General features: G+C 72.2%; 26 protein-coding genes. 12 read left to right on the forward strand and 14 right to left on the reverse strand.

Annotation, left to right across the window (positions count from 1 at the left end; all coding sequences use genetic code 11):
- Positions 1-8 precede the first annotated feature (8 nt).
- The 3 genes from ABZT04_RS00575 to ABZT04_RS00585 form a co-directional block, all read right to left on the reverse strand.
- Positions 9-386, reverse strand: coding sequence for a hypothetical protein (locus ABZT04_RS00575; protein WP_356051239.1), 378 nt, complete (start codon positions 384-386; stop codon positions 9-11).
- A gap of 135 nt (positions 387-521) precedes the next feature.
- On the reverse strand, positions 522-1595 hold the full coding sequence (locus ABZT04_RS00580) for a GNAT family N-acetyltransferase (RefSeq protein ID WP_356051241.1): 1074 nt from the start codon (positions 1593-1595) through the stop codon (positions 522-524).
- 27 nt (positions 1596-1622) lie between these two features.
- A complete protein-coding gene (locus ABZT04_RS00585) occupies positions 1623-2267 on the reverse strand; it encodes a hypothetical protein (protein WP_356051243.1) in 645 nt (214 codons plus the stop codon).
- A 43-nt stretch (positions 2268-2310) separates the two neighbouring features.
- Here ABZT04_RS00585 and ABZT04_RS00590 point away from each other — a divergent pair, with 43 nt between their 5' ends.
- Entirely contained in the window at positions 2311-3003 is a 693-nt protein-coding gene (locus ABZT04_RS00590) for a maleylpyruvate isomerase family mycothiol-dependent enzyme (protein ID WP_356051245.1), read from the forward strand.
- Positions 3004-3095: 92 nt separating this feature from the next.
- Positions 3096-3785, forward strand: coding sequence for a copper homeostasis protein CutC (locus tag ABZT04_RS00595; protein WP_356051247.1), 690 nt, complete (start codon positions 3096-3098; stop codon positions 3783-3785).
- A 482-nt stretch (positions 3786-4267) separates the two neighbouring features.
- Here the strand turns inward: ABZT04_RS00595 and ABZT04_RS00600 are convergent, their stop codons facing one another.
- A complete protein-coding gene (locus tag ABZT04_RS00600) occupies positions 4268-5449 on the reverse strand; it encodes an MFS transporter (RefSeq protein ID WP_356051249.1) in 1182 nt (393 codons plus the stop codon).
- Between the two features lie 129 nt (positions 5450-5578).
- Here ABZT04_RS00600 and ABZT04_RS00605 point away from each other — a divergent pair, with 129 nt between their 5' ends.
- Positions 5579-5917 (forward strand): metalloregulator ArsR/SmtB family transcription factor, encoded by a 339-nt coding sequence (locus ABZT04_RS00605; protein ID WP_356051251.1) that lies wholly within the window; start codon positions 5579-5581, stop codon positions 5915-5917.
- On the opposite strand, the gene ABZT04_RS00610 is transcribed toward ABZT04_RS00605, so the two are convergent.
- A complete protein-coding gene (locus ABZT04_RS00610) occupies positions 5905-7869 on the reverse strand; it encodes a UvrD-helicase domain-containing protein (protein WP_356052104.1) in 1965 nt (654 codons plus the stop codon). The genes ABZT04_RS00605 and ABZT04_RS00610 overlap by 13 nt on opposite strands.
- 361 nt (positions 7870-8230) lie before the next feature.
- Between ABZT04_RS00610 and ABZT04_RS00615 the strand changes: the two genes are divergently transcribed.
- The 3 genes from ABZT04_RS00615 to ABZT04_RS00625 all read left to right on the forward strand — a co-directional run bounded on the left by ABZT04_RS00615 (position 8231) and on the right by ABZT04_RS00625 (position 10275).
- Positions 8231-9268, forward strand: a complete 1038-nt coding sequence (locus ABZT04_RS00615) for a helix-turn-helix domain-containing protein (RefSeq protein WP_356051253.1) — start codon at positions 8231-8233, stop codon at positions 9266-9268.
- 153 nt (positions 9269-9421) lie between these two features.
- Entirely contained in the window at positions 9422-9862 is a 441-nt protein-coding gene (locus ABZT04_RS00620) for a hypothetical protein (RefSeq protein WP_356051255.1), read from the forward strand.
- Positions 9863-10092: 230 nt separating this feature from the next.
- Positions 10093-10275, forward strand: a complete 183-nt coding sequence (locus ABZT04_RS00625) for a hypothetical protein (protein WP_355905930.1) — start codon at positions 10093-10095, stop codon at positions 10273-10275.
- A gap of 15 nt (positions 10276-10290) precedes the next feature.
- On the opposite strand, the gene ABZT04_RS00630 is transcribed toward ABZT04_RS00625, so the two are convergent.
- On the reverse strand, positions 10291-11934 hold the full coding sequence (locus ABZT04_RS00630) for a DNA repair helicase XPB (protein ID WP_356052106.1): 1644 nt from the start codon (positions 11932-11934) through the stop codon (positions 10291-10293).
- A 173-nt stretch (positions 11935-12107) separates the two neighbouring features.
- On the opposite strand from ABZT04_RS00630, the gene ABZT04_RS00635 reads away from it, so the two are divergent.
- Complete coding sequence (locus ABZT04_RS00635; protein ID WP_356051257.1) at positions 12108-12638, forward strand: hypothetical protein; 531 nt, start codon at positions 12108-12110, stop codon at positions 12636-12638.
- Positions 12639-12665: 27 nt separating this feature from the next.
- Here the strand turns inward: ABZT04_RS00635 and ABZT04_RS00640 are convergent, their stop codons facing one another.
- A complete protein-coding gene (locus ABZT04_RS00640; RefSeq protein WP_356051259.1) occupies positions 12666-15239 on the reverse strand; it encodes a helicase C-terminal domain-containing protein in 2574 nt (857 codons plus the stop codon).
- Between the two features lie 131 nt (positions 15240-15370).
- On the opposite strand from ABZT04_RS00640, the gene ABZT04_RS00645 reads away from it, so the two are divergent.
- Positions 15371-16342 (forward strand): hypothetical protein, encoded by a 972-nt coding sequence (locus ABZT04_RS00645; RefSeq protein ID WP_356051261.1) that lies wholly within the window; start codon positions 15371-15373, stop codon positions 16340-16342.
- 63 nt (positions 16343-16405) lie between these two features.
- Positions 16406-17056 (forward strand): haloacid dehalogenase-like hydrolase, encoded by a 651-nt coding sequence (locus tag ABZT04_RS00650; RefSeq protein WP_356051263.1) that lies wholly within the window; start codon positions 16406-16408, stop codon positions 17054-17056.
- On the opposite strand, the gene ABZT04_RS00655 is transcribed toward ABZT04_RS00650, so the two are convergent.
- Positions 17035-17283, reverse strand: coding sequence for a hypothetical protein (locus ABZT04_RS00655; RefSeq protein ID WP_355905916.1), 249 nt, complete (start codon positions 17281-17283; stop codon positions 17035-17037). The genes ABZT04_RS00650 and ABZT04_RS00655 overlap by 22 nt on opposite strands.
- Positions 17284-17421: 138 nt before the next feature.
- On the opposite strand from ABZT04_RS00655, the gene ABZT04_RS00660 reads away from it, so the two are divergent.
- Positions 17422-17805: a cold-shock protein gene (locus ABZT04_RS00660; RefSeq protein ID WP_355905913.1), complete on the forward strand. Its 384-nt coding sequence runs from the start codon at positions 17422-17424 to the stop codon at positions 17803-17805.
- Between the two features lie 340 nt (positions 17806-18145).
- Here the strand turns inward: ABZT04_RS00660 and ABZT04_RS00665 are convergent, their stop codons facing one another.
- The 4 genes from ABZT04_RS00665 to ABZT04_RS00680 form a co-directional block, all read right to left on the reverse strand.
- Positions 18146-19006, reverse strand: coding sequence for a 1,4-dihydroxy-6-naphthoate synthase (locus ABZT04_RS00665; RefSeq protein ID WP_356051265.1), 861 nt, complete (start codon positions 19004-19006; stop codon positions 18146-18148).
- On the reverse strand, positions 19003-19683 hold the full coding sequence (locus ABZT04_RS00670; RefSeq protein WP_356051267.1) for a futalosine hydrolase: 681 nt from the start codon (positions 19681-19683) through the stop codon (positions 19003-19005). The genes ABZT04_RS00665 and ABZT04_RS00670 overlap by 4 nt, the downstream gene beginning before the upstream one ends.
- Entirely contained in the window at positions 19653-20117 is a 465-nt protein-coding gene (locus ABZT04_RS00675; RefSeq protein ID WP_356051269.1) for a DUF2771 domain-containing protein, read from the reverse strand. The genes ABZT04_RS00670 and ABZT04_RS00675 overlap by 31 nt, the downstream gene beginning before the upstream one ends.
- A gap of 265 nt (positions 20118-20382) precedes the next feature.
- On the reverse strand, positions 20383-21807 hold the full coding sequence (locus ABZT04_RS00680; protein ID WP_356051271.1) for an MFS transporter: 1425 nt from the start codon (positions 21805-21807) through the stop codon (positions 20383-20385).
- 376 nt (positions 21808-22183) lie between these two features.
- On the opposite strand from ABZT04_RS00680, the gene ABZT04_RS00685 reads away from it, so the two are divergent.
- Complete coding sequence (locus ABZT04_RS00685) at positions 22184-23110, forward strand: DUF3027 domain-containing protein (RefSeq protein WP_356051273.1); 927 nt, start codon at positions 22184-22186, stop codon at positions 23108-23110.
- 99 nt (positions 23111-23209) lie between these two features.
- On the opposite strand, the gene ABZT04_RS00690 is transcribed toward ABZT04_RS00685, so the two are convergent.
- Together ABZT04_RS00690 and ABZT04_RS00695 are read right to left on the reverse strand one after the other, a co-directional pair.
- Positions 23210-23869, reverse strand: coding sequence for a response regulator transcription factor (locus ABZT04_RS00690; RefSeq protein WP_356051275.1), 660 nt, complete (start codon positions 23867-23869; stop codon positions 23210-23212).
- Positions 23866-25062: a histidine kinase gene (locus ABZT04_RS00695; RefSeq protein ID WP_356051277.1), complete on the reverse strand. Its 1197-nt coding sequence runs from the start codon at positions 25060-25062 to the stop codon at positions 23866-23868. The genes ABZT04_RS00690 and ABZT04_RS00695 overlap by 4 nt, the downstream gene beginning before the upstream one ends.
- A gap of 120 nt (positions 25063-25182) precedes the next feature.
- Here ABZT04_RS00695 and ABZT04_RS00700 point away from each other — a divergent pair, with 120 nt between their 5' ends.
- Entirely contained in the window at positions 25183-25776 is a 594-nt protein-coding gene (locus tag ABZT04_RS00700; RefSeq protein WP_356051279.1) for a DUF308 domain-containing protein, read from the forward strand.
- Positions 25777-25859 lie beyond the last annotated feature (83 nt).

Here is a 25859-nt window from a genome sequence, read left to right on the forward strand (position 1 = left end):
GTGCCGGATCAGACGGGACGCTTGAACGTCAGTGTCAGCCCGCGAGTGCCCTGGATCTGCCCTGTGCCGATGAGTTGGACGCCTCCGCTCGCGGTGACCTGGAAGGAGAGTTGGGCCTCGGCGAGCGGCAGCGCGCCTCCCCGGTCGGAGACCTCCTGGAAGACACGCTGCAGGGCGTCGACGGTGTCGGCGAGGTTCTTGCGGAGAGGACCAAGGGGTACCGAACGCAGTACGGCCTCTCCGTCAGCGCTGAACAGGCCCATCGTGTCGCCGCCTTGCTCGGCCGCCGCGACGTCGTCCTGGGTGACGCTGACCCAGAAGGGCAGAGAAAGCCCGTCCACCGCCCCCTCGGCTCCCCCGAACCGGTCCATGGCCTGCTCGCTCATGCGTCCCCTGTCCCCCTCAGCCCCATGCCCTGATGTGCATGGCGGCGCGCCACCGAATTGGTTGGAGCGCCAACTTTAGTTCCGAAAGGGGACTTTGGGGTCGGCGATGCGCAGGTTCGGTCGGCCGATCCGGGCTCAGCCGCCCAGTTCGTAGACGAACTCCTCGCCGTCGCCGCGGCCCTCGCTCACCTTCCGGAAGCCCACGCGGGTGACGACCGCCTGGGAGGCGAGGTTGTTCCGGTCGATCGTGGCGAAGACGGTGTGGACGTCGTCCCGGGCCAGTGCCCAGTCCGAGAGGGCGCGCAGGGCCTCCGTGGCGTAGCCCCGGCCTCGGACGCCCTCGACGAGGTCGTAGCCGACCTCCACCCGGCCCTCGTCGTCCGGGGTGCCGTGGAAACCCATGCCGCCGACCGCGAGGCCGTCCTGCCGGACCAGGGCGAAGACGCCGAACTCCGGTCGGTGCACGCCCGCTTGGTATGCCTTGAGGGTCATCGTGGCCGCGTCCCGGGTGCCCTGGTAGGGGCCGCCCACCACCCAGTCGAAGCCGCCGTCGCCACCGGCGGCGAGGTCGGTGGCGGAGGCGGGGGTGATGCCTTCGAGGGTGAGCCGGTCGGTGCGGTGCACCAGGTTGTTGTGCCAGCGCCAGTCGGTGACGGGGGCGCGGCCGGGGAGGTCGCCGCGACCGGTCGCCCACAGCAGGGTGCGCCAGTGGTCGGGGCCGGGGCGGACGTGCGGGAAGATCCGGGTGAGGACGAACTCGCTGAGTTCCGGGGCCGGTTCGTACGCGAGCCCCAGGCCCTCGGCGATGTCGTGTGTGTGCAGGAGCACCTCGGCGGCGCCCATCGCGGCGAAGCCCTCGCGGTTCGCGCCGCGGAACGGGTACGGGTGGAAGGCGCGCACCTCGCGGGGTGTGGTGCGGATCGCGGCGACGAGCAGGGCGCCGGTCGTCTCGACCACGTCCAGGACACCGGAGTTGTCCGTGCCCTCGTCGAAGGTGATGCCGAAGGGGACGTAGGCGTGCTGCGGGCGACCGGCCAACTGGCCCGCGTACGACATGAGATCATCGGCGATGTGCTCGGCGGTGTGGCGGCAGCTCCACTCCAGCCGGCCCGCCGTGGCCTTCTCCCAGTCCAGGCCGGTCGCCGTCCGCAGCAGTGCCACGGCCTCCGCGACGGCTGCCTCCACCTGTTCCGCGCCGATGTCTCGCATGCGGGCAGGCTAAGCGGTCGCTACGGCTCAGGGCGACAGCATTTCCAGCTCGCCGCGCAGGTTGTACCGGGCCGTCGCCTCCCACTCCGCCGCCCCGTACGGCGTCCTGAACAGCCGTGGCAGATCGAGGAGTTGACGCAGGATCGCCGAACGCCCTTCTCTGAACGCTTCGTTGGGGACGAACGCGTACTCCTCGCGTACCGCGGCCGTGTACGCGGCATACGCCGACGGCGGCGCGGCCAGGATCGCGAGGTCGGCGTCGCACAGGACCTGGCCGTCGCGGTCGTCGTCGGCGGGGGCGTGGGTGACGGTGAGCCGGACGAGACGCGCGACCTCGGCGGTCTTCGCGTCCGGCACGCCCGCCTCGGCGAGGGCGCGCTCGGCAAGGCGGGCCGACCGCTCCTCGTTCTCCGAGCGGTCGGGGAGGTAGACCGCGTCGTGGAACCAGGCCGCGAGCCGTACGACGTCCGGGTCGGCCGCGTGCTTCTCCAGCACGTCGACGTGGTCGAGGACCGCGGTGAGGTGGGTGAGCGTGTGGTAGTGCCGCTGCGGTTCCTGCCAGCGGACCAGGAGATTCTCGGCGTACGGCGCCGGGTCGGGTCCGCCGCCGGGCGCGCGGGCCCCTTCGAGGGCGCGGGTCCAGCGGGCGCGAAGAGCGTCAAGATCGGCCATGCCCTTATTTTCCTCCAGCGTCCCCGCACCTAGCGTGGAACCCATGACTTACGCCGACACCGCACACGACGTACGCGACCCCGAGCTGCCCGGCCGCCTCCTCACCCTCGAACGCGACGCGTTCATCCCGCTCCTCCGCTCCCGCTCCGACGACGACTTCGCGCTGGCCACCGCCGGGTGTCCGGGCTGGACCGTGCGGGATGTGCTCGCGCACTGTTCGGCCGTGCTGACGCGGGTGGTGGAGCGACGGTTCGAGAAGGGGGTGTTCTCGCCGGAGTCCAACGACCGGGACATCGCCGAGCGGGCCGACTGGACGAACGCGCAGGTCGTCGACGAGCTGGAGCGCGGGATGACCGAGGCCGGCCCGGCGATCGCCCGCGCGGGCGGGGTGCTGGACGCGGTCGCGCTGGGCGAGTGGGTGCACGCCGGGGACGTACGGGACGTGCTCGGCGAGCCCGGGGCGTACGGCGGCGAAGGCCTGCCGGACGCCCTGACCCTGCTCGCCCGCATCACCCGCGAGAAGGGCCACCTCCCGCTCCACGCCGACGTCGACGACCTGGACGACCCGCTGCGGCTGGGCGACGTGTCGGGGGATCGGCCGCCCGCGCGGTACATCGGCGACGCGGCCACCCTCGTACGGCTGTACTCGGGGCGGCCGGTGCGGGAAGGGGCGGGGTACGAGCTGGCGGGGGCGGAGGTGGGGGAGCTGAACATCTTCGGCGGTCTGGTGGCGTGACGGGGCCGATCTCGCGACCCGCACCCCTCCCGCGTACCCTGAGATTGGACTAGACCTGTAGCCGCTCCAGGGAACACCACGGAAGGGGTCCTATGAGTACGCGTGCAGTCCTGGAGGTGATCGCTCTCGGTGCCGAGGACGCGGTCGCCGCCCAGGCCGGAGGGGCGGACCGCCTTGAAGTGGTCACCGACATCGCGGCGGACGGACTCACACCGTCGGTCGAGGGGTTCGCCGCGATCCGGGCCGCCGTGGACATCGATCTACGCGTGATGGTGCGGCTCGCGGACGGGTTCGCGGCGGGGGACGTGGACCGGCTGGTGCGGGTCGCGGGGGAGCTGCGGACCGCCGGCGCCGATCAGTTCGTGCTCGGGTTCCTCGACCCCGACGGCGGGGTCGACCTGGACGCCGTGGAGCGGGTCGTCGCCGAACTGGACGGCTGTGCCTGGACCTTCCACCGCGCGATCGACCGCGCCGCCGACCGCGACGCCCTCCGCAAACACCTCGCGGACCTGCCGGGCCTGGACACCTACCTCACCGCCGGCTCGGCCACCGGCGTGGACGACGGCCTGCCCACCCTCCTCCGCGAGACGGCACGGCACGGCGAACCGGGCTACGAGCAACAAGTCCTGGTCGGCGGCGGCCTCCGCCTCGACCACGTACCGACCCTCCGCGCCGCCGGAGTGGACGCCTTCCACATCGGCGGCGCGGCCCGGCCTGGCGGGTGGTCCGAGCCGGTGTCGGTGTCTGCTGTGGAGCGGTGGCGGGCGGCTGTTGACGGGTGAGGGGCGGGCGGCCGGTGTGCGGGGGGTCGTAGGGCAGTTGCGGGATGTACGTGCGCCGGAGCGCCGGGGTCAGGGTGTCGGCAAGTGGCCTTGCGGCCGGTCGTCCGGGGTGAAGGCCAGGGCGTGGACGGTGTCTGTGTGGCCGGTCAGGGGCCTGCCGTGGGGTGGGTGTGCGGGTCTCACAGACGGATGCGGCCGTCCCGGCCCGCGCTCGCCAAGCGGTCCTGCTCGTCGGCGCGGTGTCGGTCGAGCGTGCTCATGACTCGGCGACCCTCTGGTCGCGGCCGGACTGGTATACCCGTTCGTGCCGGAGGCCTCGGCCCTGAACTCCTGTGTCGCGGTGCGGGTGTTCGCCCGCTCGACCGGCCGTAGCCGCCAGTCCGCCACCATGAGCGCCTCCCCGCGCTCGACCCGCGCGCCGTGAACACCTGATCGCGGGAGTCCGTGAACGTCGGGGCCACCCCCTCCGCCGTGCACGCTCCTCACGCGCGCACCGGCTCCGGGGTCTCGGTGACGGGCCGTGGCTGTCGTACCGCCCGGGTCGTCACAGCGGCAACCCCCGTCGCCAGCAGCGCGAGACCCGCCCCCGCCAGCGGGAACCAGCGGTCGCCGAGCAGGGTGATCGCCAGGCTGCCGGTGCCGCCGGCCGCGGCCATGCCGAGGTAGAGGGCGCTGCTGTTGAGGGAGATCAGTACGGGTGCGTTGGCGGGGTCGAGGGAGGTGACGCGGGTGATCTGGGCGACCATGAGGGACCAGCCGAACACCGGGGTGAGGGCGGAGGCGACGAGCGCGGTCGGCATGGTGCGCAGCAGCCACGGAGAGGCGACCGCCAGCGCCACGTAGGCCGTGCTCGCGGAGAGGATCACCGCCCGGGGTCCCCACCTGTCGATCAGCCGCCCGCCCAGTGACGAGCCCACGACCGCCGCGCAGCCGGACGCCAGGAGCAGCAGGGTCAGCCGGTCCTGGGAGCCGTGGGTCGCGTGACGGGTGGCCACCGTGTAGTAGATGAACGTCGTCTGGAAGGCCAGGAAGACCAGGAAGGTGGTGCTCGCCGCGCCCAGCACCCGCCGGTCTGCCAGCGGGGCGAACCGCGCGCGCAGGCTCAACGAGGCCGCCGGCTGCGGCAGTTCGGGCAGCAGCAGAGCCAGCCCGGTCCACGCGGCGACCCCGAGCCCGGTCACCAGCCACATGGTGAGCCGCCAGTCCGTACGGCCGATCCAGGTGCCCAGCGGCACCCCGAGCGCGGTCGCCACGGTCAGCCCGCCCATCACCACCGCGATCGCCCGCCCGCGCCGCTCCGCCGGCACCAGGGTCGTCGCCACGGCGTTCGCGGTGGGGGTGTAGAGAGCGGCTCCTACGGCGGCCAGCACACGGGTGGCGAGCAGGGCGTCGTACGACGGGGCCAGCGCGGTGAGGGCGTTGGCGGCGCTGAACACCGCGAGCGCCGTGAGCAGGGCGCGGCGGCGCGGCCAGCGGGCGGTGACCGTGGCCAGGATGGGTGCGAGGACGCCGTAGGACAAGGCGAAGACGGTGACCATCTGTCCGGCGACCGAGATGGAGACGTCCAGATCGCGGGCGACGAGCGGCAGGATGCCGGCCGTCACCATGCCGTCGGTTCCGACGGCGAAGGTGCCGAGGGCGAGCAGGAGCAGGCGTAGGCGCACGAGTCCCCCAGGTGCGTCCGGCGCGGGGCCGCGCGGATGCGCCCGACACGGAGCCGCGGAATGGTTTGACGTTGGTCAAACAATAGGGACTGTTGGATGATTGTCAAACGGTCTGGAGGAGGTGTGCCCGTGGACGAGACAGAGGGCGAGTGGCTGGCGCAGCCCGACGTCGACGACATCGAGCTGGTCAGGGTGTTGCAGGCGCTCGGTGACCCGGTGCGGCTCTGGCTGCTGAAGATGTACGCCTCGGGGGAGCGGTTCACTTGTTCGCCCGACGCGCTGGGCATTGCCCATCTGCACAAGTCGACCGTCTCGCACCACATGAAGATCCTGCGCGAGGCCGGGCTCACCGCGACCCGGGTCGTCGGCCGCAACCGCTATGTGCAGCTACGGCGGGACGACCTGGACGCGAGGTTCCCCGGCCTGCTGGACGCGCTCCTGAAGTCGGTGCCGGATCAGGTGAGTTGAGCGGGGAGGGGTGCCGTGTGGGTGACGATCAGGCCTGACACCGCGCGGGTCAGGGACACGTACAGGCGGCGCAGCCCCGTGCGCTCGTCCGGTTCGCCGTCGACCACGGCCCGGGGTTCGTCGAGGACCACGTAGTCGTACTCCAGGCCCTTCGCGAGGGAGGCCGGGACCAGGGTCAGACGGGTGTCCGCGGTCGTCTCCTCGCCGGGGGCGAGGTAGCCGATGCCCGCTGCTGTGAGGGCCTCCGCGAGGGCCGGGATGCGGGCGTCCGCGGCGATCAGGCCCGTCGAGCCCTCGTTGCGCAGCAACTCCTCGCAGGCGGCGACCACTTCGGCGGTGCCGGTGACCGGGCGGAGGTCGAAGAAGCCGGGGTTCTCACGGACCGAGGCGACGGGGGTGAGGCCGGGGGCGATGTGGGGGAGCAGCCGGGAGGCGTACGTGATGACGTCCGTCGGTACGCGGAAACCGGCCGTCAGCTCCTCGATCACGCCCTCCGACTTGCCGAGATGGGCCAGCGCCTCGTCCCAACTCCGCGTCGCCCAGGGCGTGGTGCCCTGCGCCAGGTCGCCGAGGACGGTCGCCGAACCGGTGGTGCAGCGGCGGCCGACCGCGCGGTACTGCATGGGGGACAAGTCCTGCGCCTCGTCGAGCACCACATGGCCCAGCGAGTGCGTCCGCTGGACGAGATCCGTCGCCTCGTCGATCAACACTGCGTCCGCGGCGGACCACTTGGCGGCCTTCACGCTCCGCACCGGCTTCGACCAGAGGATCGTCTTCTGCTCGTCCTCGTCGAGGATCCCGTCCGCGTGGGCGGCGAGGAAGTCCGCGTCCGTGAGCAGCCGCAGCACGAGCTTCGCCGGTTCGACCGGCGGCCAGACCGCCTTGACGGCCGCCTTCACCGCCGCGTTGCGCGCGACGGCGTCCTGCACCCGGTCGTCCGGCGCCTCCCCGGACCGCTCCATCTGCACCAGCACGGCATGCGCGACGCGCTGCGGGAGCGCCTCGCGGGCGGCACCGTAGCGGATGTAGCGGTCGAGCAACTCCCGCACGATGGCTTCCAGTTCGTACGCCGGGACCCGCCAGCGGCGCGACCCGCGCACCACCATCACCGGCTCGGTCGGCATGCTCACGTGCGAGTAGAGGGCCCGCCGAAGGACCTTGGCCATCCGTGCGTCGCCCTTGATGACGGCGGCCGGTGCCTCGTCCGCGCCCCGCACCTCGACATGCGCGACCAGGTCGTCCACCGTGCCCTGGCGGACCGTCAACTCGCCGAGCGCGGGCAGGACTTGCTCGATGTAGTGGAGGAAGGACCTGTTCGGACCGATGACGAGGGTGCCGGTGCGCGCGAGCCGCTCGCGGTGCGCGTAGAGCAGATACGCCACCCGGTGCAGGCCGACGGCCGTCTTCCCGGTCCCCGGCCCGCCCTGCACGCACACCGTCCCGCCCAGCCCGCTGCGGACGATCTCGTCCTGCTCGGGCTGGATGGTGGCGACGATGTCGCGCATCGGGCCGACGCGGGGCCGCTCGATCTCCTGTTGCAGCAGCTTGCTGGTGGCGGCCGCCTCGGCCGGGTCCATCAGGTGCTCGTCCTCGTACGCCGTGAGGTCGCCGCCCGTGTACCCGAAGCGGCGGCGCAGCGAGATGTCCAACGGGTCCTTCTTGGACGCCCGGTAGAACGGCTGCGAGACCGGCGCACGCCAGTCGATGACCATCGGGTCGCCGTCGCCGTCGTGCACATGCCGGCGCCCGATGTAGAACTGCTCCCCCTCCGCGCCCTCCGCCTGCTCGGCGCCCGGTGCGTGCAGGTAGTCGAGGCGGCCGAAGAAGAGCGGGGTGTCGCTGAGGTCGGCCAACGCCTTGATGCGGTCGTCGATCTGGCGGGCGAGGACCTCTGCGTTGACCCAGTTCGCGGTGACGTCCTTGATGTCGAGGGACTCGACGTCCTCACGCATGGCGCGGAGCGCGGAACGGGAGGAGGCGAGATGGGAGCGCTCGCGGGCGAGGGGGTCGGTGGCGGGCGTGGACAAGGGGGTGCCTCCGGGGGGCCTGCTGGTGCGGCTGCTGGGTGGGTGCCGTCCGGTTTCCGTCCGGGCGGCGGCACTCCCTGCGGGGAGGCGGGCAAGAGCGGAGATTCTAGGTCAGGGGGAGGAGAGGGGGCGAATGGTTTTACGGCCTGGCTCAGGGCTTGGTTCTACGGCCTGGCTCACGGCCTCCTCCCGCGACACGCGGCCGAATGCCGCCTTGCCCGCGCAGTCCACGCTGGTCATTGTCGGTGGCATACCCACACGGTGACTACCTCGTCCGGAGGCCGCTATGTTGCGGGTGCACTTCACTGCTGAGGACATCGCGCGATTACGTGTCGCGGCCACCCCCGATCCTCTGTGGGAGATCGCCAACAGTTTCCAGATCCTGATCAGCGGCGACAGACCCCTGGTGTTCGGCCCGTGGCGCAGCCGGGTCCGGCCGCGCCTGATCCGGGACAGCGCTGCGCTGCTCACCGCGCTTCTGCCGCCCCGCGGCTACTCCCCCGACTTCCTCACGCCGGACCTGGGCGGCTACCCGGACCTGGAAAGCGCCGTCGACACCGTGCTCCGCACCCCGAAGACCACCCTGCGAGGCGACTTGACCAGGCTCGTCGCGTCGCCCGCCAGGCCGAAGCCGCCGCCGTCGGCGGCCGGTCTGCGGGCCCTGGCGGGCGGGGAGCCCGAAGCGCTGCACGACCTGGACACCGCCCTGCACGGTTACTACCAGCGGGCGCTCGATGAGTTCTGGCCGCACATCTGCGCACAGGTGACCGCCGACGGCGCGCTGCGTGCCAGGGCGGTGCTCACCGGTGGCGCCGAGGGACTGCTGGCGAGTTTTGAGCCGGTCATGCGATGGCGACCGCCCGTGCTGGAGGTCGACTACCCGGTCGATCGCGAACTGCGGCTCGACGAGCGGGGGCTGTTGCTGCAGCCGTCCTTCTACTGCGTGCGAAGACCGGTCATGCTCGCCGCGCCCTCGACCGGCCGGACACCGGTCCTCGTCTACCCGATCCAGCACGTCCTCGGCTGGGCCCAGGGGCCCGACGCCGCCTGCGCCGGTGCGAGCCTGGGCGACCTGATGGGCCGTACCCGCGCCGCCATCCTGGAGGACGTCGTGACCGGCCGCACCACCGGTGAACTCGCGGAACGGTTCGGCATCTCGGGATCTGCCGTGAGCCAGCACACCGCCGTCCTGCGCCGGGTCGGACTGCTGCTGAGCATGCGCCGCGGCAAGTACATGCTGCACACGACCACCCCTGCGGGGCTCGCTCTCCTGAACGGCGCGTTCCGCGCACCGGTCCACAACCACTGGACGGATTCCGTTTAAGGCAGGGCTTCACCGTGTGGCGTCGGCGCGGTCGGCTGTCCCAACCTGGAGCGGCGAAGGGCTGGGACGGTCACGGGGGGCATCACCCGCCCCGCGACCCCCAAGCCCGGACCAGGTCCGTGACCACCGACCGCACATGAATCGGGGAGACTCATGCTGATCCGCAAGATGGCAGCCGCAGCCGCGGCCTGTACCGCCGTCGCCGCACTCGCCCTGTCCGGTGCCGGCACCGCGTCCGCCGCGCCGTCCTCCGTGGAGGGCGGCCGGGCCGTCGCCCCCACCGGTACTCCTCCCACGACCAGTGGGCCCACCACCGCCTCCGCCGACGCCCTCGCGGCCGGCTGCTGGTACAGCGCCTCCCACTGGTGGTGCAACAACGTGTCCGGCGCCCCCGTCTACGCCAGCGGCTCCACCACCGTCGTCGGGTACATGTACTCCAACCCGTCCTGGTTCGTCTGCCGCTCGGACACCGGCGGTTACGTCGGCGGCCCGCACCCTTACCGGTGGGAGTGGACCGAGGCCGACAACGGGAACTGGGGCTGGATGAAGGACACCGCCATCTACAGCGAGACGGATCCGCTGCCCGTCTGCTGACAACGCACGACCATCGGCGCCCTGCCCGCGAACGCCCCGCCCCGCGCGGGGCGTTCGTCTACGAGGGCGGCCACCGCCACGTCGTCCTCAGCCGAGAAGAAGGCAACCCCTAGGGGAAGCTCCCTCTACCTCTGGGTGGACCGGGTCAGCCCGGAGGCGTACGCGGACGGGCCGCAGGTTGGGCCTCTGGACCGATGCCGCCCTTATGTCCCAAGACGCACCATGGAGTCATGAGCGCAGCAACCATCCACCCCGCCCCCGTCCGCCCCGCCGGCGCCACACCGGCCACCGGCGGCAGCCACCCCCACCGCCTCGGCAACGCCCTGCGCGCCATAAAAGTGTTCGCGGGCGCCGCGTTCAGCGTGGTCGTCCTCGGTGAGTACGGAGAGGAAGCGGGCGTCCTCCGTAAGTGACCCTCCGCGTCCTGCTCAGCTCTCCGCGAGGAGTTCGTCCGCGTCCATGATCCGGTACGCGTACCCCTGTTCGGCGAGGAACCGCTGGCGGTGGGCCGCGAAGTCCTGGTCGATGGTGTCCCGGGCGACCACCGAGTAGAAGTGGGCCTGGTGGCCGTCGGCCTTCGGGCGGAGCACCCGCCCAAGACGCTGGGCCTCCTCCTGACGCGAACCGAACGTACCCGACACCTGAATGGCGACCGTGGCCTCCGGCAGGTCGATGGAGAAGTTGGCGACCTTGGACACCACGAGGACGCTGATCTCGCCCTCGCGGAAGGCGCCGAAGAGTTTCTCCCGCTGAGCGTTGGACGTCTCGCCCTTGATCACGGGCGCGTTCAAGTGCTCGCCCAGTTCGTCGAGTTGGTCGATGTACTGCCCGATGACGAGGATCTGCTGACCGGCGAAGCGCCGGACGATCGCCTCGGTGACCTTGCGCTTCGTGGCGGTGGTCGCACAGAAGCGGTACTTCTCCTCGGTCTCGGCGGTGGCGTACGCGAGCCGCTCGGAGTCCGTGAGATTGACGCGCACCTCGACGCAGTCGGCGGGCGCGATGTAGCCCTGCGCCTCGATCTCCTTCCAGGGCGCGTCGAACCGCTTCGGCCCGATGAGCGAGAACACGTCCGACTCCCGCCCGTCCTCGCGCACGAGGGTGGCCGTGAGCCCCAGCCGCCGCCGTGCCTGGAGGTCGGCGGTGAACTTGAAGACGGGCGCGGGCAGCAGGTGCACCTCGTCATAGAGGATGAGCCCCCAGTCGCGGGAGTCGAAGAGTTCCAGGTGCGGGTAGACGCCCTTCCGCCTCGTGGTCAGCACCTGGTACGTGGCGATGGTGACGGGCCGGATCTCCTTCCGGGTCCCGCTGTACTCGCCGATCTCCTCCTCGGTCAGGGAGGTCCGCTTGATCAGCTCGTGCTTCCACTGGCGGGCGGAGACGGTGTTGGTGACGAGGATGAGCGTGGTCGACTTGGCCTGCGCCATGGCCCCGGCGCCGACCAGGGTCTTGCCCGCCCCACAGGGCAGTACGACGACACCGCTCCCGCCGTGCCAGAAGTTCTCCACGGCCTGCTTCTGGTACGGCCGCAGCGCCCAGCCGTTCTCGTCCAGCTCGATCGGGTGCGCCTCGCCGTCGACGTACCCGGCGAGGTCCTCGGCCGGCCAGCCCAGCTTCAGCAGCACCTGCTTGATCTGCCCGCGCTCGGAGGGGTGCACGGCCACGGTGTCGGGGTCGAGCCGGCTGCCGACGAGCGGGGCGATCCGCTTCGACCGCAGGATCTCCTCCAGGACGGGCCGGTCGGTGGTGGTGAGGACGAGTCCGTGTGCGGGGTGCTTGCTGAGCGTCAGCCGGCCGTACCGGTCCATGGTCTCGGCGATGTCCACCAGCAGCGCGTGCGGCACGGGATACCGGCTGTACTCCACCAGCGCGTCCACGACCTGCTCGGCGTCATGCCCGGCGGCTCGCGCGTTCCACAGCCCCAGCGGTGTCACCCGGTACGTGTGGATGTGCTCGGGCGCCCGCTCCAACTCGGCGAACGGCGCGATGGCGCGACGGCAGTCGTCGGCGCGCTCGTGATCGACCTCAAGGAGCAGGGTCTTGTCGGACTGGACGATCAGCGGACCGTTCACGTACGTACGTCCCTTCGGCACGGGCCAAACGTCCAGTGTGCCTTACCGCCCCCTGTTCACGGTGGGGCGCGGCTCACACCCGACGCGCTCCCTGTGCAACCCCGGGCCCTCGACGACTGTCTTCACCGGCGGGAGCCGCGCGCACGCGTGGTTCGGGGAGGAGCGTGGGGTTGATGTCGGTACGCAGGTGGGCGACCGGCCTGGGAGCCACGGGGGTGCTGGTGGCGACGGGGTCGTGGGTGGCGTGGCCGGCGACGGACGTGGACGCGCGGCTGTGGGGCGAGGTGCGGCCGGTGATCGAGGCCCGGTTGGTGGCGGACTCGGCGGGCACGGGGTACCCGTACCGGGGCGCGCGCTGGTTCTGCCGGGCCGAGGCCCTTGACCTCGACGAGCACGACGGCCTCGTCCGCGCGGGCGTGAACACCCTGTGCGTGCAGTACGGCACCCGCGCGGGCGCCCTGGTGGAGTGCTCCGGCGCCGCGATCCCGCAGGTCGTCCGCCTGAAACGGGACACCGACGGCACGTACCACGTCACCTCCCGCGAGGAACCCCCGGACGGCGAGGGCTACGGGGGCTGGCTGAACGCCCACTTCAGCCGCGCCGCGGAACCGTCCACCGCCGACTCCCTGGACGCCGCCCCCTTGCGGTCCGCGGCCCGCGCCCACTTCGACCTCCCGGCGAACGCCCCGGTGCGGGACTGCTGAGAGCCGACGCGAACCGGGGAACGCCGCTCAGCCCTCCCCGCCCTCCGCCAACTCCGCCACCCCCGTAACCCGATGCAGCGGATACGTCCGCACCTCGTCCGCCGTGTGGTCGTACGCCGTCACGAAGCCGCCCTCCACGCGGATGGGGGCGATGACGCGCTGGCTGGCGGAGCCCTCCGCGTTGACGTAGCCGATCCAGAGGGTTTCGCCGGTGAGGACGGCGGCCTGCATGGTGGCGAGGGTCTCCGCGGGGGTGGTGCGGGGGAGTTCACCGGGCGGGGTGGACGAGGACTTCAGGGGGGTGGTGGAGGCGCGGTCGCCCGCCCGGATCGCGCGGATCGCCGCCGAGAGGAGGGTTGTGTCGGGGGTTGGCGGCCCGTCCGGTACCGGTTCGGGGGCCGTGCGGGGCTGGGTGCGGTGGGAGTGGGCCCGGGTGATGACGACATCGCCGTCCGCGGACTCGGCGGCCGGGGCGAAGCCCATCGCGCGCAGGCCGTCGAGGAGCGCCGCCGGGTCGGCCTGGGCCGCCAGCACGGTCGGTGCGAGGCGGCGCAGCCGCAGGCCCGCCGACCGCTTGTCCGCGAGGATCTCGCTGAGCACCGCGTCGTCGTCGCAGCGCACGTAGGCCGAGGCCGCGCCGATCCGCAGATGGCCGTGCCGACGGGCCACGTCGTCGATCAGGTAGGCGAGGGGCTGCGGGACCGGTGTACGGGAGTGCGCGGTGAGGAAGTCGTGCAGGTCGGAGGCCGAGCGGCCCGCGTCCAACGCGCGGCGTACCGAGCCCGGTGTGAAGCGGTAGACCGTCGCACCGCCCTTCGACTCCACGTCCGCCAGTACGTCCAGCATCTCCGCCAACGGCCGGTTCAGCGGGCCGGGCGCCACCGCAGTCAGGTCCGCCTGGAGCAGGACGTGGTCCAGTGGCTCGGGCAGCAGAGGCGCCAGCAACCGGGCGGCGGCGGCGCTCGCCACGGCTTGTTCGGCGGGGGAGAGGGGCTCCGGGGGAGCGGTCGGGCGGTGGTGGTGGACGGGGAGTTTGTCGCCGGGGCCGGAGGAGGGAGTCGCGGGATCGGCGGCGGGGGCGGTGGGCGCACCCCGGGTGCCGAGCAACGCCCGACCCTGCCCCGACAGGGCCCCGCGGCCCGTCACGCCCAGCATCTCCGCCTCGTTCAGCGTCCACCGGGCCAGGCGACTGCGCAGGTCGTCGTCCCCCTGCGTGCCCTCCGGTGTGCTTCGCTGCGCGCCTCCCGGTCCGCGCAACGGCCGCTCCCACCGCAGCCGCGCCAGCACCGACTCGGCCGACGGCGAGGTGCCCTCGGGCAGCGCGGCGAGCAGGCCCAGCACCCGGTGCCGTACCTCGGGCGCGGCCGAGCGGTCCAGGCCGGGGCCCAGCGCCGACAACGTTCTCTCCTTCGCGTCCCGCCCGCCCACCAGCCCCGACGTCCGGGTCGCCGTGAGCCAGGTCTCCGCGAGCCGCGCCCAGCGCTGCGCGGGGGGCTGCTCCAGCCACTCGTCGTAGGCCGGGGTCGCCGCGTACCGCTCGTCGGCCTCGCCGTCGGAGGCCAACAGGCCCGCCGCGTAAGCGAGTTCGACCCAGAACGCGGCGACCGGCTCCGCCACGTCCAACGCGACGGCGGTGCGCTTCAGGTCGCGGACGCTGAGCCCGCCGGCGCGCAGCACCGCGGGCCCGCCCTCGTCCCAGTCCTTCAGCAGCTCCTCGACCGTCGCGAGCGCCGTATACGCCTGCCCGGCCGCCGCCTCGTCCACAACCTGTGGACGGTGCGTCGCCCTCGCCTCGACCGGCGGCGCCACCGGCTCCGTCTCGCGGTGCGCCCGCCCGGCCCGCAGATGCAGGGCCACCTCACGCGGGAGTACGACCGTGCCGGGCGCCGTCGGCAGCAGCAGCCCCCGGTCGATGAGCCAGCGCAGATGGGCCGCGGGGTCGGCGGTCACCTGGCCGTACGGCGGCCCCCAGACCAGCCGGGTCAGCACGTCCAGGGACTCCGCCGGGGCGCCGGCGAGCAGCGCCTTCATCCGCCGCCGGGTCGTGAACAGCTTGGTCAGCGAGGCCACCGCGGAGACCGGGTCGTGGGTGGAGGACAGGCCCGCGGTCGTCACGATCTCCTGGATCCGGCCCGGCGACATGCCCGCCGTGGCCTCCGCGACCGTAGGACCGAGGCCGGTCGGCGACGGATGCTGCGGCGACGGCGCCAGCAGCTCACGCGCCGTGCGCACCAGGCGCAGCCGGTCGTCCGCACCCCACACCAGCGCCTGCTCGCGCAGCGCCGCGACGGCGCGCGGCAGCGCGTTCACCACGGCCGGGTCGCGCGCGTCACCGGCCATCAGCCCGAGCAGCTCGTCGTACGGCGCCGGGTCCGCCGCCACCGCCAGGGCCTCCGCCGTCTGCAGCGTGAAACGGTCCAGCCGCTCCAGCGCCCGGACGACCGACGCGCGGGTACCGGCCCGGGTCGCGAGCTGGGTGAGGTCGGTGGGCACGGGCGTGATCAGGTCGGGGCGGCCGCGCAGCAGCGCGGCCAGGGACGCGTCGTCCCTGGTTCGGAGTGCCTCCGCGAGCGAACGGGGCGGCGTGGCCGGGGTGCTCATCCGACCCACGGTAGCGGGTGGGTGTGACGGCGGGGGGAGCGCGCACGTCGGGAGGTTCCCGGCACCCAGCCCACTGGCGGTAACGTCTCTCACCGAGGGGTATCCAACGCACCCGCCCCTGAGGGGACTTCGTGGGTATCGAGAGCGACCAGGTCGTCTACGAGTATCTGAGCCGCGTCGGTGACGTCGCGCAGCAGCGGCAGTTGCCTTCGGTCACGCGGATGCGGCTCGTGTCCGAGCTGCGCAACGAGATCGACAGACGGCGTGCCGGAGCCACCGCCGACACTCCCGCCGCCGTCCAGCGCATCCTCAAGGGCCTCGGCAGCCCGGACGAGGTCGTCGCCGCGGCCGGCACCGGCGCCGGCGTCCCCCGGACACCGACGGCCTCCGTCCCCGTACAACGGGACCACGAGGACGATCTACGGCCGAAGGGCCTGCGCCGGGTCGTCCCGCGCCCGCGCCCGACCCAGCCGGAACCCGCACCCGACGCCTCGCCCTCCCCGCCGCACCTCGCGAGCGCGTCCGAGCTCGGCGCCAGTGTCATGCAGCCCGACTGGCGGCGGGGGGAGGGCAACGGCTTCGCGCTGGGCGACAGCGTGCCCGGCTTCACCGGCGGGATCGAGATCCCGGAACTGCTCAAGCCCCCGCCGCCGAAGGAGCCCCCGAAGGCACCGGAGCCGGTGGTCGAGCAGGCGCCGGTGGTCGTACCCGAAGCACCGGAGGCCCCCGCCCGCCGGCGCCGGGTCGTCCCCCGGCTCCCGGCGGGGCGCTGGTCCAACCCGCTCCTGCTGATCGCCGCCGCGCTGCTCGTCGTCGGGGCCGTCCTCGGGAACTGGTTCGCGCTGCTGCTCGGCTGGCTCATCGCGTACGCCTCGCGGCGGCTGACCGACGCGGAGACGAAGGCGGCGGTGATCGGCCTCCCGGCGGCGGCCGTCGCGGCCGGGATCGTCTGGCTGTGGGGCCGCAACACCGGCCGCTGGGGCACCCCCATCGCCCAGGGCCACATGAACGACGCGATCTCCGAGACCTGGCCGTGGGTGGTGCGGGGTGCGGCGGTGGCGTCGGCGCTGTACCTGGTGTGGCGGTCGCAGCGGCGGCGGTAGGGAGTGGGGGCGCCCGGTGGGATTGTCGTAGGCACTGTTGCGCCACTGGGCACAATGGCCCATATGACCTCGCACCCCGCCCCCGCGCCCGGCCCGACCGTCGGCTTCGACCTCGACATGACCCTCGTCGACTCCCGCCCCGGGATCCACGCCTCCATGCGGGCGCTGGCCGAGCGGACCGGGACGTACATCGACGCCGATCTGGTCGTCACCCGGCTCGGGCCGCCGCTGGCCGAGGAGTTGATCCACTGGTTCCCGGCGGAGGAGGTGCCCGCGGTGGCCGACCTGTACCGCGAGATGTACCCGTCGATCGCCGTCGCCGCGAGCCTCGCGATGCCCGGCGCCGCCGAGGCGGTCGCGGCGGTGCGGGCGGCCGGTGGGCGGGCGGTCGTGGTCACCGCCAAGTACGAGCCCAACGCCAAGCTGCATCTCGCGCATCTCGGCATCGACGCCGACGCGGTGATCGGCGACCTGTGGGCCGAACAGAAGGCGGAGGCGCTGCGCGAGGAGGGCGCGGGCGTCTACGTCGGCGACCACATCGGGGATGTGCGGGGCGCCCGGGCCGCCGGTGCCCTGTCGGTCGCGGTGGCGACCGGGCCGTGCGACGCGGAGGAGTTGCGGACGGCCGGTGCGGATGTCGTGCTCGGCGGTCTCACCGAGTTTCCGCGATGGCTTTCGGACTACCTTCGCGACTACCTTCCGGCGCGCGCCTGACGGCGGCCGGCGGCGACCGACTGGAGCACACCGGCGGCGGCGAGCAGGAATCCGACGCCCATGAGCATGCTCAAGAGGTACATGTACGTCGGAAAAGGCGTCGTGTGGAGCAGCAGCGGTACCACGGTGACGAGTGTGGCCACCGCGCCGACGAAGAAGACGATGGCACCGGCACGGATCAGTCGGTCACCGGCCGCGGCGGAATTCGTTTGGGTTTTGTCACGCACCGGACCAGGGTAGTTCCCTGCGCGAAGGAACAGCCCGGCGACGTCTTGTCACCGGCCTGAAGACCATTAGCCTTGGTACCGGCAGTTCCCCAGCGTTTTCCGAGCATTTTTCCGACGAGTACGAGGACGAGGACAGACGTGCCTACCGGCAAGGTCAAGTGGTTCAACAGCGAGAAGGGCTTCGGCTTTCTCTCCCGCGACGACGGCGGCGACGTCTTCGTCCATTCCTCGGTACTGCCGGCCGGAGTTGACGTCCTGAAGCCCGGACAGCGCGTGGAGTTCGGCGTCGTCGCGGGTCAGCGCGGCGACCAGGCCCTTTCGGTGACCCTGCTCGACCCGACCCCGTCGGTCGCGGCGGCCCAGCGCAAGAAGCCGGACGAACTGGCCTCGATCGTCCAGGATTTGACGACTCTCCTGGAAAACATCACCCCGATGCTGGAGAAGGGCCGCTACCCGGACAAGGCCTCCGGCGGGAAGATCGCGGGGCTGTTGCGGGCGGTGGCGGACCAGTTGGACGTGTAGATATCCAACGGATCCTGGCGATCTGGGAGATCCAGGGATCTGGGGTATCCGGGGGAATTCGTGCTAGTCCGGCCGAGGGGCGACACCAGCCTCTCGGCCGTTCTTGTGCCGATGTGTGGGCTGCCGGGTCTGTTCAGGGGGCGGACAGGGGCCTCGGGCCGAGGGCGGGTACCAGGCCTTCGGTTGCTGCGCGGGCCGGTAAGTCCCGGATCGTGGCGGCGCCTTTTTCTGCCGCGCGGGACGCGGTTGGTCGCTGCTGTCCTCGTGCCGCTGCGCGCGCTGTGTGTGGGGGCTGTGCCGGATTCTGCCTGGCGGGCGGTGATTTGGTGGGTCGGCGGCTTCAGGGGAAGGACAGCGCCTCCGGGCCCAGGGCGGGTACCAGGCCCTCGGCCGCTGCTCGGGTCAGTAGGCCTCGGATTGCCGCGTAGCCGGCTTCGCCGAGGTCCGCGGTGAACTCGTTGACGTACAGGCCGATGTGTTGGTCGGCGACGGACGGGTCCATTTCCTGGGCGTGTTCCATGACGTACGGGCGGGAGGTCTCGGGGTTCTCCCAGGCGGCGCGGACCGAGGCGCGGACGGAGTCGGCGAGCAGGGTCAGCGTGGCCGGGCCCAGTGAACGCTTGGCGATGATGGCGCCCAGGGGGATCGGCAGGCCGGTGGTGGCCTCCCAGTGCTCGCCCATGTCCGCGAGCTTGTGCAGGCCGTAGTTCTGGTACGTGAAGCGCGCCTCGTGGATGACGAGCCCCGCGTCGACCTTCCCGTCCCGCACGGCCGGCATGATCTCGTGGAACGGCATGACCACGATCTCGCCGACCCCTCCCGGGACCGTGTCCGCCGCCCAGAGCCGGAAGAGGAGATACGCGGTCGACCGCTCGCTCGGCACCGCGACCGTACGGCCGGTCAGGTCGTTGCCCGCGTCCCGGGTGAGGACGAGCGGGCCGCAGCCCCGGCCCAGCGCGCCCCCGCAGGGCAGCAGCGCGTACTCGTCGAGGACGTACGGCAGCACGGCGTACGACACCTTCAGTACGTCCAACTCACCGCGCTCGGCCATGCCGTTGGTGATGTCGATGTCCGCGAAGGTCACGTCGAGCGCGGGCGCGCCGGGGACGCGGCCGTGGGCGAGGGCGTCGAAGACGAAGGTGTCGTTCGGGCAGGGGGAGAACGCGATCCGCAGGGCCTGAGGCGATGTCGATGTGGTCATGCCTGTTTCCAACTCTCCAGTACGGGCGCGCACTTCCCGAATCCCTCGGTCAGGGCCGCGAGCGCGTCGCCGATGCGCCAGGCGGCGCGGTCGCGCGGGCCGACGGGGTTGGAGACCGCGCGCAGTTCCAGGACGGGGATGCCGTGTGCGACGGCCGCCTCGGCGACTCCGAAGCCTTCCATCGCCTCGGCGAGGGCCCGGGGGTGACGGGCGCGGAGTTCCGCGGCGCGGGCGGCCGTTCCGGTCACCGTGGAGACGGTGAGTACGGTTCCGGCGCGGGCGCCGGTCGCGGTCGCGAGGTCTCGTACGAGTGTCGTCGGCGGACGGTGGGTGACGGTTCCGAAGCCGAGGTCGGTGACCGGCAGGAAGCCGTCCGGTGTCTCGGCGCCCAGGTCGGCCGCGGTGATCTCGTCGGCGATCACGAGGGAGCCGACGGGTGCCCCGGGCTGGAAGCCGCCGCCGATACCGGCGGAGACGACGAGGTCGTACGGGGTGGTGGCGAGGGCCGTCGCGGTGGCGGCGGCGGCAGCGGCCGGGCCGACCCCGGCGGCGATCACATCGACGGTGAGGTGGGTCGACGCCCGTGCCACCGCGTCCCGTTCGGCCGGGACGGCGGTGGCGACGAGAATCCGTATCGAGGACGTGGTCAGGAGTCCTTCTTGAACTTGAAGGACCACAGGCCCTTGACCGTCTTGTCGCCCTCCTTGATGGAGACGACGGTCGAGTTGCCGGTCGCGCCGTACTGGGTGTTGAAGAACACGCTGCCGGGGATCGTGCGGTAGGTCTTCTTGCTGGCGTCGGTCAGCGGCTGACCGTTCATCAGGATCGTCCAGCCGTTGTCGGCGATCTTCGGGTCGACACCGAAGCGCACGGTGTCGTCCGGGTCGACCGAGATCGACGTGGAGGCCTTGAGGCACTTCGCCAGGTCGGCGGTCTTCACCGCGTCACCGTCGTTGTAGCAGGTGGCCTCCGTGTGGACCGAGTTCCTCCCGACGGTGATCGTCGCGATCGGCGTCGGCTTGTCGCACGCCGACAGGACGAGCAGTCCGGCGGAAACGGCGCCGGCGGCGGCGACGGCGCGGCGGCGTCGCACAGCGGATTGCATGGTCATGGGGCGAAGGCTATCGGGCCCGTCCAGTACTCCCCCCACGTGGGGTACGGCGTGCCGGGGTGGGGGCGGCGGGTTAGGCCAGTCGCGGGGTTCGCGGGGTTCGCGGGGTCCGGGGTGGGGTGGGCCGCCGGTCGGGCCACGAGCGGGGGTCGGTGGGTTCTGTGGTGGGGCGGCGTCTGCTGGTTCTGGGGCGGTTGGCCAGCGGGGCGACGGGCTTCGGCTGGGGAGAGCGGGGTCGCCGTAGCCGGGTGTGCGGGACCGCCGGTCAGGCAACCCGCGGGCGCCCCGCCGCCCCGTGCCGTGCCGAGGCCAGCAGGCCGCGCAGGGTGGTCAGCCAGCCCAGGGCGATGACCAGGGCGGCGAGGGTGAAGCCGAGGGCGCCGTTCAGGGGCATCACGATGCCGATCGCGCCGCCCAGGACCCAGGCCATCTGGAGCATCGTCTCGGAGCGGGCGAACGCCGAGGTGCGGACCAGTTCGGGCACGTCCCGCTGGATCAGCGCGTCCAGGGACAGCTTGGCCAGCGCCTGGCAGAAGCCCGCCGTCGCCGCGAGACACGTCACCAGGGCGGCGCCGAAGAAGATCGCGGCGGTGATCGCCGCGCCCAGCACCAGCGCCATCACGGTCACGATGATGACCTCCGGCGCCCGCTGCCGCAGCCAGGAACCGACCGCCGTACCGAGCGCGTTGCCCACCCCGGCCGAGACGGCGACTATGCCCAGCGACACGGCCGCGCTCTGTCCGGTCATCGGATGCTCGCGCAGCAGGAACGCGAGGAAGAAGGTCAGAAAGCCGGACAGCCAGCGCAGCGCCGCGTTGGCGCCGAGCGCGTGGGTGACGGCGATGCCGACCGTGCGCAGCCCGGGCCGCTTGATCTCCTTGGGGTGCGGGCCGTGCAGATGGTTCTCGTCCGCCGCGAGCAGCGCGACGTCCTCGCCCTTGGCCGAGTCGACCTTGGGGTCCAGGGAGAACGACAGGAACGTACCCCCGACGAAGATCACGAAGGCGCCGTAGAGCGGCCAGGGATCGCCGACGGCGTGCAGGCCGCCCGCGATCGGGGCGGCCACGCCGGTGGCGAGGAGCCCGGCGAGGGTGACTCTGGAGTTCGCCTTCACCAGGGAGATGCGGGGCGGCAGCAGCCGGGGCACCACGGCGCTTCTGACGACGCCGTACGCCTTCGAGGCGACCAGGGCGCCCAGCGCGGCCGGATACAGCTCCAGGCTGCCGCTGGCGACCGCGCCGGAGATGATCAGCGCGAGCAGGGCGCGGGCGAGGAACGCGGCGGCCATCGCGGCGCGGCGGCCGTGCGGGAGTTTGTCGAGGAGGGGGCCGATCACCGGCGCCAGGACCGTGAAGGGCGCCATCGTGATCGCGAGATACAGGGCCACCCGGCCGCGCGCCTCGTCGGTCGGCACGGAGAAGAAGACCGTGGAGGCGAGGGCGACGGTGATCATGACATCGCCGGCGCCGTTCACCGCGTGCAGCTCGATCAGCCGGCCGAGGCCCGACTCGCCCGCGCCGTGCGCGTGGGTCGCCTTGCGGATGCCGCGGGCGGTACCGGTGACGGGGAAGTGCAGGGCACGACCCATCGCGCGGACGGAACCGCTCATCCGGCCCGAACCGCCACCTCGGATGCTCCCCTTCGTTCCACCGACCCCGGTGGCACCTTGGGGCGACCTCGCGGCTGCCACTCCGTCATAGTGCCCCGAGAACGGCGAGAGTAGTGCCGTTACCGCACGTATGGAGGCCGACAGGGCCCGATTGCGTGCCCTGCGGCACGCCTTTGTCGGCCGCCGCGCGGTGTCCAAGAGACCGTCGGTGTGGGCGCATGCGCCGGGAGAAGGTAGCGTGCGTAGCGCGCCGTGGCGATTGTTCTCGGCCGCGCGCCTCTCGGCCATCCCGCAGAATGGATGGCGTAGGTGCGCCCGAGCGCGATCGGGCGCGGACGTCGACGCGGCCTTCCACCAGTGCCCCCAAGGGCCTGGTACATGTCTTTCAGCCGCTCCGTCCGCTCCCTTCGCCACAACAGGCGCACCCGTGAGACGGCGTAGGAGAGAAGCGATACCTGTGAGCGCAGCGACCACGCGAAGCCGCACCCCCGACCGCCTGTGCGCCGAGGCCGTCGACCTCGCCCGTGCCGCAGCCGAGGAGGCTGCCGCGCCCGGCGTGGTCGGCGAGCACGCGGGCTTCGAATCCGAGGGCGACCGGGTGGTCACGCACTTCTTCGAGTGCAAGGAGTTCGGCTACCGGGGCTGGCGCTGGGCGGTGACGGTCGCCCGCGCGTCCCGCGCCAAGCTCGTCACCCTGGACGAGGTCGTCCTCCTCCCCGGCCCCGACTCCCTCCTCGCCCCCGAGTGGGTCCCGTGGAGCGAACGCCTGCGCCCCGGCGACATGGGCCCCGGCGACCTCCTCCCCACGGACGCCGAGGACCTCCGTCTGGAGCCCGGCTACACCGGCGAGGACGAGCCGCCGCCGAACTCCGCCGTCTCCGAGGAGATGGCGGAACTGGTCGAGGCGGAGGACGCCGACCTCACGGCCGGTACCCCGGCGACCCTCCCGATGGCCCCCACCCGGGGTTCGATCGCGGCCGTGGCCGAAGAACTCGGCATCCGCCGCGCCCGCGTCCTCTCCCGCTACGGCCTCCATGTCGCCGCCGACCGCTGGGAGGAGGGCTTCGGCCCCAAGACCCCGATGGCCCAGGCGGCCCCGGCGCCCTGCGTCAGTTGCGGCTTCCTGGTCGCGATCGGCGGCTCCCTCGGCCAGGCCTTCGGGGTCTGCGCCAACGAGTTCTCCCCGGCCGACGGCCACGTCGTCTCCCTCTCCTACGGCTGCGGCGGCCACTCGGAAGCAGCCGTCATGCCCAAACCGCCCCAGCCCCCGGCCCCGGTGATCGACGAGACGAAGGTCGACCCGTTCCCGCTGCGGCCTGCGGCGGATTCGGGGTCTGTGCAGGTGGGGTTGGACGGGGAGTCGGCGGAGTTGGGGCACTCGTAGGACATAAGGGGAGGAACTGCCCGTGAGTGTCGACGAGATCATGGGCACCGGGTTCCCCGTCGACGAGAACTCCGCCCCCGACCTCGACGAACTTCCGTGTCAGGGATAAAGCCCGGCCCGGAAAGCGAACGAGACCAGTTGGGCCCGGTCGCGGGCTCCGACCTTTGTCATCGCTCGGACCGCGTGGGTCTTCACGGTGAAGGGTGATACGGACATCCGGGCCGCGATCTCGTCGTTGCTGAGGCCGCTCGCGACGAGGACGGTCACGTCGCGCTCCCTGGGGGTCAGGGCGGTGAAGCGGTGGAGCAGGTCCCGGTCGATCGCCGGGGGTGGGTTGTCCGTCATGTGGCCGATGAGCGCGGCCGTCGCGGCGGTGGACAACGCGCCGCCGCCGCCCATGACTTCGGCGATTCCGGCGACGAGTTCGGCGGGGCTCACGGTCTTGCTCAGGAAACCGTTGGCGCCCGCGCGGAGGGCGGCGAGGACGATGTCGTCCTGGTCGAACGTGGTCAGGACGATCACCCGTGTCTGCTCCGGCGGGTGCTCCTTCCGGATGCGGCGGGTGGCCTCGACGCCGTCGATACCGGGCATCCGGATGTCCATCAGGACCAGGTCGACGGGGTGCTCCCGGAGGAAGGGGATCACCTGGAGGCCGTCGGAGAGGTCGCCCGCGACGACGAGACCCGGGTCGAGCCGGAGCATCGCCCGGATACCGGCCCGGATGTCGTGCTGATCGTCGACGATCAGGATCCGGGTCATCGGACCGCCGCTCCCCACGGGCTGAACTCCGCGCGGACCCGGAATCGGCCGCCGTCACGGTCGATGGTCAGCCGTCCGCTGGACGACTCGACGCGTTCGCGCATTCCGACGAGTCCGAGGCCGAGTCCGCCGCCCGAGGCGGCGTCGGGGGCTACGCGGTTCTCGACCGTCACGCAGATCATGCCGTCCCGCTCGCGCACCTCCACCGTCGCCGGCCCCTCGCCATGCCGGTAGGCGTTCGTGAGCGCCTCCTGGACGACCCGGTAGACCGTCACCCCGACACTCGGCTCCACGAAACCGGTGGGGAGGTCGATCGAGGGCCGGACATCGAGGCCGAGGCCCTCGAAGGAGGCGATCAGTCCATCCAGGCCGCTGAGCGCCGGGGTCGGCCGGAGCGCCTCCTCCTCGGAGCCGTCGTCCCCGAGGCGTAGCAGCGCGAGGATCCGCTGCGTCTCGACGACGACCGTACGGGCGCTGGACCTGGCGGAGCCGAGGGCCTCCCGGGACGATTCCGCGCCCTCGGGCAGCCCGATCTCCGCGGCGCCGAGATGCATGCTCAGCAGCGCGACCTGGTGGCCGATGACGTCGTGGAGATCCCGGGCGATACGGAGCCGTTCCTCGGTCACGCGCCGGGTGGCCTCGATCTCGCGGGTGGCGATGGCTCGTTCGGCCCGCTCCGCCAGGATCCACCAGTGATCGCGGTGGATGCGGAGCGCGCCGCCCGTCGCCCCGCCCGCGATCGCCGAGAAGAGCGCGGCGACGCCCACGATCGCGCCGCCACGGAACCCCCCCACCGTCATGAACGCCCCCAGGAAGAACCCCGCCACGACGGCCGTCCCGACCAGCGGCCGCATCCCCCTGAAGGTGACCGAGAACAGGACCAGCACCGCCATCATCCACACCGACAGGGGATCGTGGCCCACGGCGGTCACGGCGAAGGAGGCCGCGCTCGTCACGACCAGCCCCGCCCACGGCTTCCACCACGAGAGGGCGACACCACCACCGGCGAGCAGCACGGACAGGGCCGTAGCCCCGTCCGATCCCCGCACCGCCACCGCCACGAGCTGCCCGGCGAACACCAGCGCGGCCACGGCATAGGCGACGAGGTGCAGCACCTCGGGGCGGCGGACCCACAGGGGTGCGGCGGGCCCGTCCTGACTGGTCCGCGCCTGACTTTTCTGCGCCTCGGCCATGACCTGATTCTCGTTCACGGGCAATGCGGCCGTGTACTTCGTTCGTAGTACGTGCCCCTGACCGAGGACGCCGAGACTCGTCGTCGGGCAACCGCCCCCACCATCAACCAGGGGACACCCATGACTACGACCACGACAGCCCCGACCACCCCGGCCCCGACGACCACACTCTCCGGGCTCCGCTCGCTCTACCTCATCCGGATCGCCTTCTCCCTGATCTGGGTGGCGCTCCTCCTCGCGACCTCCGGCTCGCTCGGGTCGAAGGACAGCCCGTCGGCGATCGTGGCGCTGCTGCTCGTCGTCTACCCCCTGTGGGACGTCATCGCCACGCTCCTCGAACGCCGCCTGACGGGCCCAGGCTCCACGAACCTGGTCAGCACCCTCAACATGGCTCTCGGCCTGGCAGCCACCCTCGGGATGACCGTCGCCGTCTTCTCCACCGTGGGCAGGGCCCTCCTGGTCTTCGGCATCTGGGCCCTTCTCTCCGGAGCGCTCCAACTCGTCACCGCGCTACGACGTCGGCGCACCCTCGGCGCCCAGTGGCCGATGATCATCAGCGGCGGCCAGTCCGTCCTCGCCGGCGCCTCTCTCGCGGCCATGTCCGCCTCGGCGAAGAGCGGCCTGTCCACCGTCGCCGGCTACTCGGCCTTCGGCGCCGTCTGGTTCCTCGTCTCGGTCCTCGCCATCGGCCGCCGTAGCGGCCGTAGCGCGTGACCTTGCCCCGGACCGTCTTGCGCGGACGCGGCCCCACCGCCCCTCCCCGACAACCCCACCCCCCTCCGCGCGGTACCTTCATC

The organism is Streptomyces sp. NPDC005492, from assembly GCF_040605995.1.
GTDB lineage: Bacteria > Actinomycetota > Actinomycetes > Streptomycetales > Streptomycetaceae > Streptomyces.